A 16696-nucleotide genomic window follows, 5' to 3' on the forward strand; every position below is an offset into this window, starting at 1 on the left:
ATGAGCGACTATAAACATACTTTGAACTTACCGGAAACACCGTTTCCAATGCGTGGCAATTTGGCACAACGTGAACCAAAAATGCTTAAAGCATGGTATGAGGACGACCTTTATGGTCAAATTCGCAGCGCTAAGAAAGGTAAAAAAACCTTTATTTTGCATGACGGCCCTCCGTATGCAAATGGCGATATCCATTTAGGCCACTCAGTTAATAAAATATTAAAAGATATTATTGTTAAGTCTAAAACATTATCTGACTTTGATTCACCATTAGTTCCAGGTTGGGATTGTCATGGTTTACCAATCGAGTTAATGGTTGAGAAAAAAGTAGGCAAGCCGGGTGTAAAAGTTACTGCGAGTGAGTTTCGTGAAAAATGCCGTGCATACGCTAAAAAACAAGTTGAAGGTCAAAAAGTTGATTTTAAACGTTTAGGCGTATTTGCAGATTGGGATAAGCCATATTTAACAATGAACTTTGACTTTGAAGCGAATGCAATTCGTGTACTTGGTCGAATTATTGAAAAAGGTCATTTGCATAAAGGCGCCAAGCCTGTGCATTGGTGTACAGACTGTGGCTCTGCATTAGCAGAAGCAGAAGTTGAATACCAAGATAAGCAGTCTCCAGCAATCGATGTGCGTTTTATATTTGTTGATCAAGATGCTGTTGTTAGTGCATTTGATTTGGCTGATGGTCATAAAGGCGAAGGCAGTGTTGGTACTGTTATTTGGACAACAACACCGTGGACGCTTCCTGCAAACCGCGCTGTGGCTGTGCATGCCGATTTAGAGTATGCGTTAGTACAGGTTGAAGATGAAGGCGTACAACAACGTCTAATTTTAGGTTCTGAGCTTGTTAAAGATGCTATGGACCGTTTTGGTTTTAATCACTTTCACGTACTAGGGTATGTAAAAGGTGCAGCGCTTGAAAACTTGCAAGTAGCCCATCCTTTTTATGATTTTAATGTACCAGTGATTGTTGCAGAACACGTAACTACTGATTCAGGTACTGGTGTTGTACATACCGCCCCAGGCCATGGTCAAGAAGATTTCGTGGCTGGTTTAAATTACAACCTTGAAGTGGCTAACCCTGTTGGTGCAAATGGTGTTTATTTACCAGATACCGAACTTTTTGCAGGTCAGCATGTATTTAAGGCGAATGCGAGCGTAATTGAAGTGTTAAAAGAGCGTGGTGCGCTTATGCATCACCATGCGCTTACGCATAGTTACCCACATTGCTGGCGTCATAAAACACCAATCATTTTCCGTGCTACACCACAATGGTTTGTAAGTATGGATCAGGCTAACTTACGTCAAGATTCTCTTGCTGAGATTAAAAACACGCAGTGGTTACCAGAGTGGGGCGAAAGCCGTATTTCTAACATGGTTGAAAGCCGCCCAGATTGGTGTATTTCTCGCCAGCGTACTTGGGGCGTTCCTATTGCATTGTTCGTTGATAAAGACACCGGTGCACTTCACCCAAATACACAAGAGTTAATTGCTCAAGCAGCAGAGCTTGTTGAAAAGTCTGGTATACAAGCATGGTACGATTTAGAACCAGCTACTTTACTTGGTGAAGAAGACGCCAAGCAATACATGAAAGTGCAAGATACGCTAGATGTATGGTTTGACTCAGGTGTGTCACACGCTTGTGTAGTAGATGCACGTGAAGACCTGGTTGGTCCAGCTGACTTATACCTTGAAGGTTCTGATCAGCACCGTGGTTGGTTTATGTCATCAATGATGACATCTGTTGCTATTAATGGTCATGCGCCATACCGCCAAGTATTGACTCATGGTTTTACTGTTGATGAAAACGGCCGCAAAATGTCTAAGTCACTAGGTAATGTTATTTCACCACAAAATGTGATGAATAAACTAGGTGCTGACATTCTACGTTTGTGGGTGGCTTCTACCGATTACACGGCAGAAATGACTGTGTCGGATGAAATATTTAAACGCTCAGCCGATCGTTACCGCCGTATTCGTAACACCAGCCGTTACTTGCTTGCTAACCTAAATGGTTTTAACCCAGAAACAGATCAAGTAGCTGTTGATGATATGGTTGAGCTTGATAAGTGGATTGTTGGTCGCGCAGCTCAGTTGCAAGACGAGATTTTAGCCGCATACGACAGCTACCAAATGCTATTAGTAACTCAAAAGCTAATGAACTTCTGTACGGGTGAGCTTGGCTCGTTCTATTTAGATGTTATTAAAGATCGTCAATATACAGCTAAGAGTGATAGCCATGCACGTCGTTCTTGTCAAACTGCGCTTTATCATATTGCAGAAGCAATGACGCGTTGGATGGCACCTATTATGAGCTTTACCGCACAAGAAATTTGGGAAGCGTTACCGGGTGAGCGTAGTGACTACGTATTTACATCAGTTTGGTACGATGGCTTACAAGCACCAACAAATAGCCAATTTAGTAACGATGATTGGTTAGAGATTTTAACTGTACGTGACGAAGTAAACCGCTTATTAGAAGCTGCACGTAAAGAAGAAGTCATTGGTGCAACACTTCAAGCAACGGTGAATTTATTTACGGGTAAAGAGCTTGCCGCTAAATTAAACGCGCTTGGTGATGAACTGCGTTTTGTATTGTTAACATCAGCCGTGAATGTTACTGAAGTTGATAGCCAGCCTGTAGATACACAAGCTACCGAGATTGAAGGTTTGTTCATTAGCGTTGCTGCAACAGATGCTGCTAAATGTGAGCGTTGTTGGCATTACAGCGAAGATGTAGGCGTTGAGCCTGCTCATCCTGAAATTTGTGGTCGTTGTGTAAGTAATGTTGACGGCGAAGGTGAAAAGCGTCAATTCGCTTAGGAGTTATTCTTAGTGAGCAAACTAGCCCAAAAAAGTGGTTTAGTGTGGCTTTGGTTGAGTCTATTACTTTTAGTAATAGACTTTGCCAGTAAAACACTTGTTGTAGGGACTATGGCTTATCAAGAGTCTATAAACTTACTCCCTGTTTTTAGTATTACTTATGTACATAACTATGGTGCTGCTTATAGCTTTTTAAGTGAAGCGGGTGGTTGGCAGCGTTGGTTTTTAAGTGCAATTGCCGTTGCTATTAGTGCTTTGCTTGTATGGTGGCTAAAACGCTTACCTGCTACAAATAAAGTACTATGCGGTGCTTATGCATTGGTACTTGCTGGCGCTATTGGTAATTTATACGATCGTATTGCGTATGGTTATGTAATCGACTTTATTCACGTTTTTTATAAAGACTCACATTTTCCTGTATTCAATATTGCCGATTGCGCTATTTGTATTGGCGCAGCATTATTGTTATTTGACGCCTTCACCGGCGAGAGTCCAAAGGAGCATAAAGCATGAGCCAAGCTGTAATTGGTGAAAACTCGCAAGTTATTTTCCATTTTTCTATTAAATTAGAAGATGGCTCTGCCGCTGATTCTACCAAGGTGCACAACAAACCTGCTAAATTAACAATGGGTGATGGCAGCTTAACGGCAAACTTCGAAAAGTGTTTATTAGGTTTAACTGCAGGCGAAAGTAAAACGTTTGAATTAGAACCTGAAGATGCTTTTGGTCAGCCAAACCCAGATAATATTTACTATGTTGACCGTAGTAAGTTTGGTTCAGAAACACCAGCTAAGGTAGGTGCAATTATTGCGTTTACTCAACCTGATGGCACTGAGCTTCCTGGTTTAGTCCGCGAAGTGCAAGGTGAGTCGGTAACGATTGATTTTAACCACCCTTTATCTGGCCAGCGTTTAACGTTTGAAGTTGATATTATTGAGGTGGAAGGTTAATGGAAATATTACTAGCTAATCCTCGCGGCTTTTGCGCTGGTGTTGACCGTGCTATTAGTATTGTTGAGCGCGCTTTAGATATTTTTGAAAAGCCAATTTATGTTCGCCACGAAGTAGTACATAACCGCTATGTGGTTGATGGACTAAAAAGTCGTGGTGCGGTATTTGTTGAAGAGCTTGATCAAGTACCTGACGACAGTATTGTTATTTTTAGCGCACATGGCGTATCGCAAGCGGTTCGCAGCGAGGCTAAACGTCGTGATTTAAAAGTATTTGATGCAACGTGTCCGCTTGTAACTAAAGTGCATATGGAAGTTACACGTGCGAGTCGCAAAGGTATTGAGTGTATTTTAATTGGACATCATGGTCACCCTGAAGTAGAGGGAACAATGGGACAATATGATAACTCAGACGGTGGTATTTATCTTGTTGAAACCGTTGATGATGTTGTTGCGCTTAATGTAAAAAATGCTGAAAATCTTTTTTACTGTAGTCAAACGACTTTATCAGTTGATGATACTGCTGATGTTATTGATGCACTACGCAATAAGTTTCCATCAATTGATGGACCTCGTAAAGATGATATTTGTTATGCAACGCAAAATCGTCAGGATGCTGTTCGTGACTTAGCTGACAAAGTTGATGTGCTATTAGTTGTTGGCGCTAAAAACAGCTCTAACTCTAATCGCTTACGTGAACTTGCAGATAAAATGGGCACTGTTGCTTATTTAATTGATGATGCAACTGATGTGCAAGAGCAGTGGGTTTCAGGTTCTAAATCAGTGGGTGTAACTGCGGGTGCATCTGCGCCAGAAGTACTTGTACAACAAGTTATAAGCCGATTAAAAGATCTTGGTGGTACGCAGGTTGTTGAAAACCCAGGCGAAGAAGAGAATATCGTATTTGCTGTTCCTGTAGAGCTACGTTAATTTAAAATTTAGATTATAGGAGAGTCGTTATGAGTAAGTCACTAAAAAATGATGGTTTGCTTTTTTCGGCTCTTTTTAATGAGCGAGGCGTACTAGCTTCGCTTATTGTTTCTCAAGTTATTGCTATTGTTTTAGCCTTTGCACCCAATGTAGAAGGAGATATTTGGCTTCGACTTGGGATCATCAGTTTGTTTATGCATTTAATTGTTTTAGTCGGTACCTCTTCTTTATACTTTTGTAGATTTTTCTTACAAACGCGCACTCAAACTTTTCAATTAAGTTTGTTTTTTATCTTTTTTTTATTATCTACATGCATTTTTAGTATTTTATTTTCCCATTTTGCTTTTGATATAGATGATACAGATAACTTAATTTATTTCACACTTCGCAATTGCATTATAGTGGCTTTGCTGGCGGCTTTATTCGTCCAATTTTTATTAATTCATTTTGAGAAAGAGCAGCAAACTAAAGCGCTTTCTCGAGCTGAGCTTGATGCCTTGCAAGCTAGAATACGTCCTCATTTTTTATATAATAGTTTAAACACCGCTGCAGAGCTTACTCATCATGATGCCGATGCGGCAGAGCAGGCTATTTTAGCATTAGCCGCCTTATCGCAGGCAGCAATGCACTCAGGAAAAAATGTATCTCTTGACGATGAAATAACGCTGAGTAAGCAATATATAGCACTTGAAACATGGCGTTTCGGTAATCGCTTAAGCGTTGATTGGCAAATACCTAATGAACTACCTGCATTGAGCATTCCTTGTTTAACCCTGCAGCCATTAATTGAAAATGCAGTATGCCACGGTGTTGAAACAAGTGAGCATGGTGCAGAAATAAAAGTAGAGCTACATATTACTACCGGCTATATAACCATGATTGTTTCTAACCCTATAACAATTTCTAATGCTCAAACTAGGCCTAATAACGGCATGGCGCTTGAAAATATTCGCCAGCGATTAAATATTTATTATAAAAATAAAGCGCAGCTAACAATTACTAATAAAAATGATGTGTTTAGGGTCAAGGTCGTTATTCCTAAGCTAATTGAGGGCAGTGTATGAACGTACTCATTGTTGATGATGAACCTCTTGCGAGATCGCGCTTAATTCGTTTGTTGGCACATGATAAAAGCATAGTTGTACAAGGCGAGGCAAGTAATGGTAATGAAGCCCTAGTACTGGCTAAAAAGCAAACGCCGGATTTGATTTTTTTAGATGTTGATATGCCTGGTATGAATGGTTTACAAGTTGCTAATGAGCTCAATAGTTTAACTCTACCTCCTGCTATTGTTTTTATAACTGCTCACCCTGAGCATGCCTTCGATGCTTTACAATTAAGCGCTGCAGGTTATTTAGTTAAACCTATTTCAGAGCAATCATTGCAAAAGGTGCTTAAGCAAGTCGGGCGCTTAAATAAAGTACATATTCAAAAACAACAAAATGTAAAAATCTCTTATCAGCTAGCTGGTACTCTACGCAGTGTTGATATAAATGATGTTTTGTATTTTAGTGCCGAAGAAAAGTATACCAAAATGATATTCTGTGGTGGAGAAGCTTTACTTGAACAAAGTCTAAAACAATTAGAGTTACAATTTCCTACACATATTTTGCGAATTCATCGCAATACATTGGTTAATAAACAAAAAGTAATTGCTTTGCATTCAAAAGCGAATGGCAATCATATGATTGAGCTACAAGGGTGCAGTGAGTTATTGCCAGTGAGCCGCCGTGAGCTTAAATTAGTAAAAAATTCGCTTTAGGCTTACCTTGCAATTAACCTCCCCTTGATTTAAATACATTTGAGTCTTAATTATCAACGGTGTTATTGAATAAACAGGTTTAATTAACCGTTTATCAACAAATATAACCGCTTGTCTTAGTCCTCATTGATTCCTCAAATAAATAACATAAACTTAAAATCAGATAATTTTTATTTGGTTTTATTATGCAATCACCTCACGTAAAAGTGCAAAGAGGCTTCACTCTGATTGAAGTGCTAATTGCATTTATTATTCTTAGTTTTGGCCTTTTAGGCGCAGTTGCTTTGCAAGCAAAAGCAAAGCAAGCAAGCTTTGATTCTATGCAGCGTGCTGCTGCAGTTGCACTTGGTAATGATATTGTGCAGCGTATCCGTGCTAACGATACCCCGCAAATAGCTAGCCTATATACCCAAACATTTAATAGCGAAGCCTCAACTAAAACCTCACAGACGTGTTTTACAAGCACTTGTAGCGCAGCGCAAGTTGCAGCCCTAGACCTTGAGCAATGGAAAAGAGCTATAAAAGCAAGGGAAAACACAGGCTCTTTAGATGACGCAACTGTATGTATTGCGGCTACTGCAGTTGCAGGTACAGGTGGTAAAGCATTTAATTTAGAGGTCGTTGTATCTTGGCAAGGGCGTCAAGAGTTTAATGCAAATAGTACGACTGGAGACATCAAGTGTGGAACGGCTGATAAAAAGCGCCGTTTAGTTGTTTTAACTAGTTATATTTACCTTAGGAGCTAACATGAAGCAAAAAGGTTTTACACTTGTAGAAATGATGATTTCATTATTTATTGGTGGGTTAATTTTAGGCGGCGTTATGTTTACCTATATAGGTATGAAAGTAACCACTAAAGATACGATGACTATTGGTGAACTTCAAGAATCAGGACGCCTTGCAATTAACATAATGCAACGTGATATTGAACAAATTGGCTTTTGGGGCACTTATTATGATGATTCTTTTACTTCGGTAAACACAGAAGCATTATCAAACCCGCTAAATGACTGTTTTGAAGGACTAAATAACGGTAGTTTTCCTGATTTGGCAACTGCGAGTAACTTTAGAACTATTTATGCGAAGGTTGCAGATGCTTCAAAAGAACTAAACTGCGTAACGAGTCCAGTAAAAGGTACCGATATTATTCAGTTAAAGTTTTTACAAGGTGATCAATTAACTGAAGGTGAGACTCAAACGAGTGAAAACTATTTCATAGCGGAGCAAGAGAGAGCCCAATTCAAGCGAGGTGAAATTACAGGAAGTTCTGTTAATGCCTCTATTTGGCCGTATAGCCATCATGTTTATTATATTTCAGAGCAAACATATAAAGTAAATAACAAGAACCTAACTGTACCTGCATTAATGAGAAAGCGCTTAGTTGGTGGGAATATCACCACAGAAACTATTATGGAAGGTGTCGAAAACATGCGGTTTGTTTTTGGTCTCGATACAAACAGCGACAATCGTGTAGATACATACCGAAGTATTAAAAGTATGGAGCACACTGATTGGGAAAATCGAAAGGGTATTTTAACAGTACAGGTATTTTTATTAATACGCGCATTGGAGCCAGACCCTGGGGTTAAAATTAAAAACCAAACTTACATATTAGGTGAAGATGAAAACAAGCGTGAATTGAAATTCACAGATAGTTTCAGACGCACAGTGTTTACCACGACTATTCGATTAAATAATGTTGGATCAAATTTATGGCGTATTTAAAACAATCACAGAAAAAGCAGCAGGGTGTAGTACTGATCACTGCTCTAATAATGGTAATTGCAGTGACGGGTATAGCGGTGACCCTTATGAGCAGTAGTAGTATTGATATTAAAATTACCAATGCAGCGCAAGAGCGTGAAGTGGCCGAAAATGAACTTATTGGCGAAGTACAGCGCATGATTTCTGATGAAGCAAATAAAGGTGCGAATAATCAGTTTTTTTTGAGTCCAGATGAAGTCACTTCGATTGCAGCCTCTGATAAAGAAGGCATGGTGATCGCAACACATGATGGTATGCAAAGCAAAATGGTTAATCTAAACAAAGGTGCGCTTGACCTAGAGTGTCCTCGACGCTTTAATTTTACTGCAGGTATATCGTGCAATATGTTACAGGTCGCCACGACAATAGAATATGGCTCTAAAAGTAAGCATGAACTAACCATTGTTACAGGTGTAGCGCAAGAAATGGCTAGCATAAGTAAGGGGATTTAATATGAAATTAAAATTAAACAAAGTGTTAGCCTCTTTACTTGGCTTAACAATAAGTGCGTCAGTTTATGCTGAAGATATAGAGCTTTATGTTAATCATGATGTGGATGTTGAAGAAAAACCTCGAGTATTACTGATTTTTGATACATCAGGAAGCATGGCTTTTTCATCAAGTACAGGTAGTAATTGTGGGCAATATTCGAGTGGAGGTTGGGCTTTATGTTCTGATAGTCGATTAGCTGCAGCACAGTTTGCGATGAATAAAGTTATTACCGATAACGAAGATACTATCGACTTTGGTTTAATGCGCTTTAAAGCCACAGACGGTGGTTATATAGTTAATGGAGTTGGTAAAGATTCTACAATTATACGAAATTCACTTGCTGCTTTACCTGCTGCTGGGGGGACCCCTTTAACAGAAACTCTTTGGGAAGCTTATTTATATATTACTGGGCAAGGAGTTCAGTACGGGCTTGAAGCTTCAATAATAGAGCGTGATACGAGTGTAGAAAGTTCCTCTACTGTCCAAGTTGAAAATCAATATTGTTACTGGGCTGGTCGGGGACGAAATCGCTATCAGGTATGTAATACATATTATGTACCTGAAACGAATTATACCTATATATCACCTTTTGCAGATAGTACAGCAGAAGCTAAACGTTGTGATAATTCAATAAATATCATTTATATGACGGATGGTGACCCATCTGGCGATAATGATAGTGACAGCCAAATTAGTGCAGAGCATGAGAAGTACTTTGGGGAAGGATTAAACTGGAATACGGATAGTTACTACAGTAGTTACCTACACCAAATGGCTAAAATTATTCATGGTACAAGTGATACTACTGTTGATTTATACCCGTCGACTCCCGATATTCATGAAACAGGCCGTTTATATACTATCGGTTTTGGCTCTGGTATGAGCGCGAGTGGACAAGAGCTTTTACGTAGGGCCGCTTCTTTAGGTGGTGGTGAAAACTTGCCCGCAAGTACGCCAGATGAGCTTTCTGAATCATTAAACAGTGCAATTTCTCGTATTCGTGAAGTAAATGATAGCTTTTCATCGCCGTCCGTTGCTAGTAACAACGTAGATCAAACCCGTAGTCGAGATGCTATTTATTTTGCAATGTTTTACCCAGAGACAAATACCCGCTGGGGCGGTAACTTAAAAAAGTTAAAGGTATCGGGTAGTAACATAGTTGATTCAACAGGCAATGTAGCGCTTGATTCTAATGGTTTGATAGACACTGATGCAAAAACATTTTGGCTTCCTGATGGTAAGTCAGCAGATGGGAACTTAGTAGCACAAGGTGGCGTTAATTATCAACTAAGTACCTTAACAGGAACCAACGCAGAAGAACGAAGAACACTATATACAGATAAACAAGGCGATATAGTACGATTTACTACATCGATTGTTAGTGACATTCTTGATTTAATAACTAATAACCCAATTAGCTTATCTAGTTCAGATATTAAATGGGCTATGGGTATTGATGTTGATGATGAAGATAACGATAACGATACCACGGATCAAAGAGATGATATTTTTGGTGATCCTCTACATTCAAAGCCTGTTGCGCTTGATTACGGTAATGATGATATTCGTATTCTTATTGGTACCAATGCTGGCTTTTTGCATATGTTTAAAGACGATGATACAAATAATGAAGTATCTGAAAGCTGGGCATTTATACCCTCAGATCTGTACAGCATTATTCAACCGCTGCGCAACAAAGAAACGGGTAAAAAATATGGTATGGATGGTCCAATCAGCGTTTATTTTAATAATAAAAACTTAAATAGCGATGGTTTAAACGACGGGATTATTGATGCGAGTGGTGATGATGAAGTATGGGCTTTTGCAGGAATGCGTCGAGGTGGTAAAAACTACTACGCACTGGATATAACAAATCCCGATCAGCCTAAAAAACTATGGAGCGCACCAATAGAAGGCGGAAAAGGTGATTTTAAAGAGCTTGCGCAAACATGGTCAAAACCGCAAATAGCCTACATTAAAGCATTTGGTGACAAGCCTTTATTAATTTTTGGTGCTGGGTACGATACAAACAAAGATGCGGTGATTAAAAGTGAAGATAGTACAGGGCGAGGTATTTACATTGTTGAAGCCGAAACAGGTAAAAGAGTATGGGCATTAACACCCGATATTAATGGCTTTAAAGGTAAGCATAGCATTGCTGCAGATATTACCACGCTTGACTCAGATTATGATGGATATATAGACCGAATTTATGCGGCAGATACTGGTGGAGATATTTGGCGTATAGATATGCCAGGCACTAGTACTAGTGAATTTAGTCACTTTAAATTAGCTGAGCTTGGCAGTAATAAAGCAACTGAAGACAGACGCTTTTTTTACAAACCACTCGTTGCACGAACCATTTATAGTAAAGTAAGCGAGACAACAGTTGATGGTAGTACCGTTATAACACGCTTAGATACGCCGTATGATGCAATAGTTATTGGTAGTGGTAACCGCTCAAAACCAACCGGTACCAATGAAAAAGATCAACTGTTTATGATCAGAGATGAAAATACAGTTACTAAATCATATAAAACGAATGCACCGGATACTATTGTACCTGCTGATTTGATGCAAATGAATTCAGACCCATTTGGTAATGCTCTAGATGACGTTGATGATTTTGTTGACTTAGAAGTCGACTTGGCTAAATTTAATGGTTGGAGATATGAGTTAGGAACGGGTGAAAAATCACTAGCTGCTGCTACAGTTGTTGGAGGTGTTGCTTATTTTACAAGTTTCACACCTGCATCAGATACATCGACTGAAAACCAATGTTCCCTAAGTGGTGGTGGTGGTTCTTTATACGCATTTCACTTACATTACGGTACTAAAGTGTATGATGACCTTAAATTTACAACCAGCTATGATGTACCAGATACACCTCAGTTATACTTTGGCGAAGGCCCTTCATGCGTAGATGGTAATGGAGATGGTAAGTGTGATGACAACCCAACAGTTGACGTAACACAAGAAAGTCAGTTTTATCTAATTGGGCCGGGTATCAAAGGTGAAAATGCTGAAAACCCAATGAAGCCTGTTGAGATAAAGGGCCCTGGCTTAACAATTGTTGATGGTAAAGTTGTATTGGTTAATGACAATGCTGTAGGGTTTGGCTTTAAAACTCAACAAACATATATCTATAAACGTGAAGAAAATGACGAAGTTAATAATTAAGGAAATTAAATGAAGAAACAACATGGGTTTACCTTAATTGAGCTGATGATAGCGGTTGCAATTGTAGGCATACTTGCTTCAATTGCATTGCCCAATTATACAGAATATGTAAAGCGTGCTTCGCGCGCTGAAGCTGCTGCAGCATTGTTAGATGCTGCAAACAAAGAGGAGCAATATTTTGTAGATAATCGTGAGTATACGCAATCCTTTACTGACTTAGGGCTACAAAGTAAAACCGAAAATGGTCACTTTGAACTATCTATCAGCGTAGTTGATAGTAATACCTTCACTATTACAGCTAAGCCTATAGACGGTGCTGTAAAAGGAGATACTGATTGTAAAGAGCTTTCAATCACTGATATTGGTCTCAAAGGTGCAAAAGGGTCTAAAGGAGACACCGATATTGGTTATTGCTGGGGTCGATAGCCTAGATTACTTCTTCTGGCACTTATCAGTTGATTTAATACGTATTCTGCCAGTCTGACTTACTGATAAGGCCAACCCCTCGAGGTTGGCCTTATTGCTGTTGGGGCAATATATAAAAGTACCATTTTGAAAACCATTCAAAGAACCATCAGGACGAAACGTAATTGCGCTGCGAGGGTATTTAAGACTGTCAGCTTCATGGATCTCCTCAAAAGTACTTAAGAGTAGTTCATCATCATCTAACGAGGTTGATTTATCTTTGTCGATAAAGAGTGACATTTGGCCATTCCACTCGTCCTTTGTACATTGACTGTCTTTTAGTGCACAAAGCGTGACGTAAGTAGTATTTTCAATGGCATATAAACGGCCATAATTTATATTTCGGTGTAGGAGGTTTACGTGGTTATCTAAGCGGTTTTTAGCTAAAAAATCTGGGTAAAACCACATAGATAATTGGCTGATAATACTGACAACAGCCATAGATACCATTAATTCGAGAAGTGTTACTCCCTTACTTTTTGATATTGATAATCTCATCCTTGAAGACCTGAGTTAATAAATGATTAACTCAGTCTAGTAAATGATACAAATATGACAAGATATAATTGTACGTTTTTTAATCACACTTTTCAGTGGTGTCACCAAGGTAAAAAGCAGTACCAGATACTGATACATTCAGCGCTTTATTGTTTTCGTTGTCATTATTGGGGCAGTATACAAAGCCCGTAAAGCTACCTGAGCCAGCTAAACTTGTCGTAATACGACCGCTCGTATTAAACCGAAGGCTATTATTACCAGAGAATTTTATTCTATCGCTAGACGGAGTTTCTGACATTACACGTAATAGACTATCATTTGCGCTTTTATAACTTCCGTCATTATCAGTATCTATAAATAAAATAACGGTATTAGTTGATGCCCATTCACTTTGGCATGTGAGACTTGAGCTACTACTTGTAACTGTATTAGGAGCAGGGCATACAATGACTATTTCATCCGTACTTGCAGCTTGAGCACGGGCGTAGCTAATATTTCTTTTTAATTCCAACAAAAAGTTCTCAGCTCTATTTTCTTCTAGCATATCGCTACTATTCCAAATTGCAATTGATGCAATGATCCCAACGATAGCAACGGTTACCATGAGTTCTAAAAGGGTGAACCCGTTTTGTTTGTTTTTCATATTAATCTCATTTACTGCTAGTCATTTAAGTATAGCTATTTTTATATAATAAATTATACCACGATCGGTTGTTTTATCACCGTAATTCAATCGCTTTGTTTGCTATGAACATCATGATTGTCTAAAATCGAGGCAACTGAAGCTTTCAAAAGTACTTAATATGAAAAAAATAGAAGCAATTATCAAACCTTTTAAGTTAGACGATGTGCGTGAAGCGTTGTCTGATGTAGGTATTACGGGGATGACGGTAAGCGAAGTTAAAGGCTTTGGACGTCAAAAAGGTCACACAGAGCTATATCGTGGCGCAGAGTATATGGTCGATTTTTTACCTAAAGTAAAACTTGATATTGTATTGACTGATGAAGATGTAGACCGTGCAATTGAAGTTATTGTAAAAACGGCGCAAACAGGAAAAATCGGTGATGGTAAAATATTTGTCACAGATGTTGAGCGTGTAATACGTATTCGTACTGCAGAGGAAGATGAAGAAGCGATTTAAGCTTGTTTTTCTATGTAGTTAAAAGGCGCTTTAGTAAGCGCCTTTTTTATTTATTTAGTTCTTTTATTTAGTTTTCGTGTTTGCTTTGCGTGCTCACTAAGCTCAGTTAAACCTAATTGGTCGTAACTTTTCTCCATCATTTCAAGCGCGGGATCTAAGTAACTGCTTTGTGAATAATGCTCAACAACAAACTTACCTCTATTAGCAGCAGCTAAATAAGCTTCACGTTCGTAATAGTAAGTTGCTACTTTTAATTCATAACGTGCCATGCGGTTTAAAAGCCACACTAAACGACGCTTAGCTTCAGGCGCGTAATCACTTTTTGGAAAACGTTTTACTAATGTCGATAAATCTGTAAATGCAACACGAGTACGGTTGGCATCACGGTCGGCTCTATCTACACCAAAGTACTCTTGGAACGCATTTTTATCTGCTTTAATATTTACTAAACCACGCATGTAATACATGTAGTCTAAATCTTTATGATTTGGGTTTAAGCGAATAAAGCGGTCAATGGTTGCAAGTGCTTGTTCAGTATTACCTGATTGATAATGTGCATAGACTAAGTCCATTTGTACTTGCTTAGAGAATGGGCCAAATGGGTAGCGAGAGTCTATAGCACTCAAAAGTTCAATTGCACGAGCATATAAACCAGAATCTAGCGTTTCTTTTGCATCTTCATATAAAGCGTGTGCAGACTTATTCGGTACACGTTGAATGTCTTCTTGGTCTGGAGCAGACGAACAAGCGCCTAAACTAAGTACAGAAACTGAAAAAACAATGGCAAATGCACGTTTCCCTATTTTATTTATCATTTTATTTGTTACCTTCGATGTCTTCGGCTAGGCCAAGTCGGTAAAACCGAGTAAACTATGCGTATTATATTATGCTTTTATTAAAAGCGATTCTAACCCAGTCGAGCAAAGCTTGCACTGGTAAATTGGGTAAAGTTACTAATGTCAGAGCAAATTTCTCTTCAAGCCGACGTTCCAACCGAATTAGGTGGTAAACGTCTAGACCAAGTATTAGCACAATTGTTCCCTGATTATTCACGTTCTCGTATAAAAACGTGGATTTTGGATGATAAAATCACTGTAGACGGTGAAATTTTCAACACTCCACGCGAAAAGCTACTAGGTGGTGAAGTTGTAAGTGTTGAAACAACAATTGAAGCACCACGCGAATACGAAGCACAAGATATCAAATTAAACATTGTTTATGAAGACGATGATATTTTGGTAATTAATAAACCAATGGGCCTAGTGGTTCACCCAGGTGCGGGTAACCCTAATGGAACAGTGCTAAACGCATTGCTACATTACTACCCTGAAATAATTAACGTGCCACGCGCAGGTATTGTACATCGTTTAGATAAAGACACGACCGGTTTAATGGTTGTAGCTAAAACGATTCAGGCCCAAACGCATTTAGTGAAAGCACTACAAAAGCGCGAAAATTTCACTCGTGAATATGAAGCACTGTGTAATGGCACCATGACTGCTGGTGGTATGGTTGAAAAAGCAATTGGCCGCCATCCTACGCAGCGTACGCATATGGCCGTACATGAAATGGGTAAGCCGGCAATTACGCATTACCGTGTTGCTGAAAAGTTCCGTGCTCATACTCGTTTACGTTTGCGTTTAGAAACAGGTCGTACTCACCAAATTCGTGTGCATATGGCACATTTAAATCATCCGCTAATTGGCGATCAATCTTATGGCGGCCGTCCGCGTCCACCTAAAGGTGCAACACCTGAGTTATTTGAGTTACTTCGTAGCTTTAGACGCCAAGCACTACATGCCGTAAAATTAAGTATTGCGCATCCAATCACGGGTGAAATGATGACATGGCAAGCTCCTATCCCTGACGATATGGTTGCTATGACACATGCACTACGTGAAGATACTAAAGCTAATCCTGATATCGATAGATAATGCACTTATTGTCAGCGACATGGCAAAACCTTCATAAAGTAGGAACGTTAAGTACTACTTGTGGAGGTGGTGTTTCAAAAACCCCATTTGAAAGTTTCAATTTGGGATACCATGTTGGAGATAATCAAGATCATGTATCAAAAAACCGCTCACTATTAACCAAACACTTACCTAAATCTGCCGTGTGGCTAAATCAAGTTCATAGCTCTGAGGTTGTTATTGTTGATGAACATTTTGACTCTAATAAGTTACACAATGCTGATGCGCTTTATACTCAGTTATTAAATCAGCCTTTGGCTATCATGACCGCCGATTGCTTGCCTATTTTATTAGTGAGTGATGATGAAAAGGAAGTTGCAGCTATACATGGCGGCTGGCGAGGGCTTGAGCAGGGAATTATTAAAAATACTTTAGAATGTTTTAGCTCAAAGTATGAAAATATAAATGCTTGGCTAGGGCCTGCAATTGGGCCAACTCAATTTGAGGTTGGGGGTGAAGTGTTTGAGTTATTTCAAAAAAGGTCTTCTTCATTTATTCAAGCATTTACACCACAAGCTAATGGCAAATATCTTGCTGATATTTATGGCATTGCGCGTACTTTACTTACCCAGCAAGGCGTTAAAAAGATTACAGGCGGCGACTATTGTACAGTCTCTCAAAGTGACTTATTTTTTTCTTATCGACGGGATGGACAAACCGGACGTATGGCAAGTTTGATCTGGCGCAAGTAATTAGCACCTTTAGCTATTAT

The 16696-nt window shown here is 39.1% G+C and carries 17 protein-coding genes; 14 read left to right on the forward strand and 3 right to left on the reverse strand.

The features are described 5' to 3' along the window. The 11 genes from ileS (at position 1) to H5126_RS01250 (ending at position 12332) form a co-directional block, all read left to right on the forward strand. Entirely contained in the window at positions 1 to 2829 is a 2829-nt protein-coding gene (ileS, locus tag H5126_RS01200; protein WP_182720530.1) for an isoleucine--tRNA ligase, read from the forward strand. Positions 2830 to 2841: 12 nt separating this feature from the next. Continuing rightward, positions 2842 to 3342 carry a signal peptidase II gene (gene lspA / locus H5126_RS01205; RefSeq protein ID WP_002958230.1) on the forward strand — a complete coding sequence of 167 codons (501 nt, stop codon included), beginning with the start codon at positions 2842 to 2844 and terminating at the stop codon, positions 3340 to 3342. Then, complete coding sequence (gene fkpB, locus H5126_RS01210) at positions 3339 to 3779, forward strand: FKBP-type peptidyl-prolyl cis-trans isomerase (protein ID WP_149594271.1); 441 nt, start codon at positions 3339 to 3341, stop codon at positions 3777 to 3779. Before lspA ends, fkpB begins: the two co-directional genes overlap by 4 nt. Beyond that, positions 3779 to 4708 carry a 4-hydroxy-3-methylbut-2-enyl diphosphate reductase gene (ispH, locus tag H5126_RS01215; RefSeq protein WP_002958232.1) on the forward strand — a complete coding sequence of 310 codons (930 nt, stop codon included), beginning with the start codon at positions 3779 to 3781 and terminating at the stop codon, positions 4706 to 4708. Before fkpB ends, ispH begins: the two co-directional genes overlap by 1 nt. A 29-nt stretch (positions 4709 to 4737) precedes the next feature. Beyond that, on the forward strand, positions 4738 to 5772 hold the full coding sequence (locus tag H5126_RS01220; RefSeq protein WP_002958233.1) for a sensor histidine kinase: 1035 nt from the start codon (positions 4738 to 4740) through the stop codon (positions 5770 to 5772). Next, positions 5769 to 6470 carry a LytTR family DNA-binding domain-containing protein gene (locus tag H5126_RS01225; protein ID WP_024596571.1) on the forward strand — a complete coding sequence of 234 codons (702 nt, stop codon included), beginning with the start codon at positions 5769 to 5771 and terminating at the stop codon, positions 6468 to 6470. The genes H5126_RS01220 and H5126_RS01225 overlap by 4 nt, the downstream gene beginning before the upstream one ends. 185 nt (positions 6471 to 6655) lie before the next feature. Continuing rightward, a complete protein-coding gene (gene pilV, locus H5126_RS01230; protein WP_024596572.1) occupies positions 6656 to 7216 on the forward strand; it encodes a type IV pilus modification protein PilV in 561 nt (186 codons plus the stop codon). Position 7217: 1 nt separating this feature from the next. Then, complete coding sequence (locus H5126_RS01235) at positions 7218 to 8195, forward strand: PilW family protein (protein WP_165723620.1); 978 nt, start codon at positions 7218 to 7220, stop codon at positions 8193 to 8195. Continuing rightward, positions 8183 to 8686, forward strand: a complete 504-nt coding sequence (locus H5126_RS01240; RefSeq protein WP_024596574.1) for a hypothetical protein — start codon at positions 8183 to 8185, stop codon at positions 8684 to 8686. The genes H5126_RS01235 and H5126_RS01240 overlap by 13 nt, the downstream gene beginning before the upstream one ends. A 1-nt stretch (position 8687) precedes the next feature. Then, complete coding sequence (locus H5126_RS01245; RefSeq protein ID WP_182720529.1) at positions 8688 to 11906, forward strand: PilC/PilY family type IV pilus protein; 3219 nt, start codon at positions 8688 to 8690, stop codon at positions 11904 to 11906. A gap of 9 nt (positions 11907 to 11915) precedes the next feature. After that, positions 11916 to 12332 (forward strand): type IV pilin protein, encoded by a 417-nt coding sequence (locus H5126_RS01250; RefSeq protein WP_024596576.1) that lies wholly within the window; start codon positions 11916 to 11918, stop codon positions 12330 to 12332. Between the two features lie 6 nt (positions 12333 to 12338). On the opposite strand, the gene H5126_RS01255 is transcribed toward H5126_RS01250, so the two are convergent. Continuing rightward, positions 12339 to 12869: a GspH/FimT family pseudopilin gene (locus tag H5126_RS01255; RefSeq protein ID WP_024596577.1), complete on the reverse strand. Its 531-nt coding sequence runs from the start codon at positions 12867 to 12869 to the stop codon at positions 12339 to 12341. 79 nt (positions 12870 to 12948) lie between these two features. Next, positions 12949 to 13512 (reverse strand): GspH/FimT family pseudopilin, encoded by a 564-nt coding sequence (locus H5126_RS01260; RefSeq protein ID WP_024603774.1) that lies wholly within the window; start codon positions 13510 to 13512, stop codon positions 12949 to 12951. Between the two features lie 160 nt (positions 13513 to 13672). On the opposite strand from H5126_RS01260, the gene glnB reads away from it, so the two are divergent. Continuing rightward, on the forward strand, positions 13673 to 14011 hold the full coding sequence (gene glnB, locus H5126_RS01265; RefSeq protein WP_002962211.1) for a nitrogen regulatory protein P-II: 339 nt from the start codon (positions 13673 to 13675) through the stop codon (positions 14009 to 14011). A gap of 50 nt (positions 14012 to 14061) precedes the next feature. Here glnB and H5126_RS01270 read toward each other — a convergent pair whose 3' ends face one another. Beyond that, entirely contained in the window at positions 14062 to 14826 is a 765-nt protein-coding gene (locus H5126_RS01270; protein ID WP_002962210.1) for an outer membrane protein assembly factor BamD, read from the reverse strand. 141 nt (positions 14827 to 14967) lie between these two features. Between H5126_RS01270 and rluD the strand changes: the two genes are divergently transcribed. Both rluD and pgeF read left to right on the forward strand, forming a co-directional pair. Next, positions 14968 to 15945 carry a 23S rRNA pseudouridine(1911/1915/1917) synthase RluD gene (rluD, locus tag H5126_RS01275; RefSeq protein ID WP_149594281.1) on the forward strand — a complete coding sequence of 326 codons (978 nt, stop codon included), beginning with the start codon at positions 14968 to 14970 and terminating at the stop codon, positions 15943 to 15945. Next, on the forward strand, positions 15945 to 16676 hold the full coding sequence (gene pgeF / locus H5126_RS01280) for a peptidoglycan editing factor PgeF (protein WP_182720528.1): 732 nt from the start codon (positions 15945 to 15947) through the stop codon (positions 16674 to 16676). The genes rluD and pgeF overlap by 1 nt, the downstream gene beginning before the upstream one ends. Positions 16677 to 16696: the final 20 nt, after the last annotated feature.

The sequence above is a fragment of the Pseudoalteromonas sp. SG45-3 genome (genome assembly GCF_014164075.1).
Taxonomy (GTDB): Bacteria; Pseudomonadota; Gammaproteobacteria; order Enterobacterales; family Alteromonadaceae; genus Pseudoalteromonas; species Pseudoalteromonas distincta.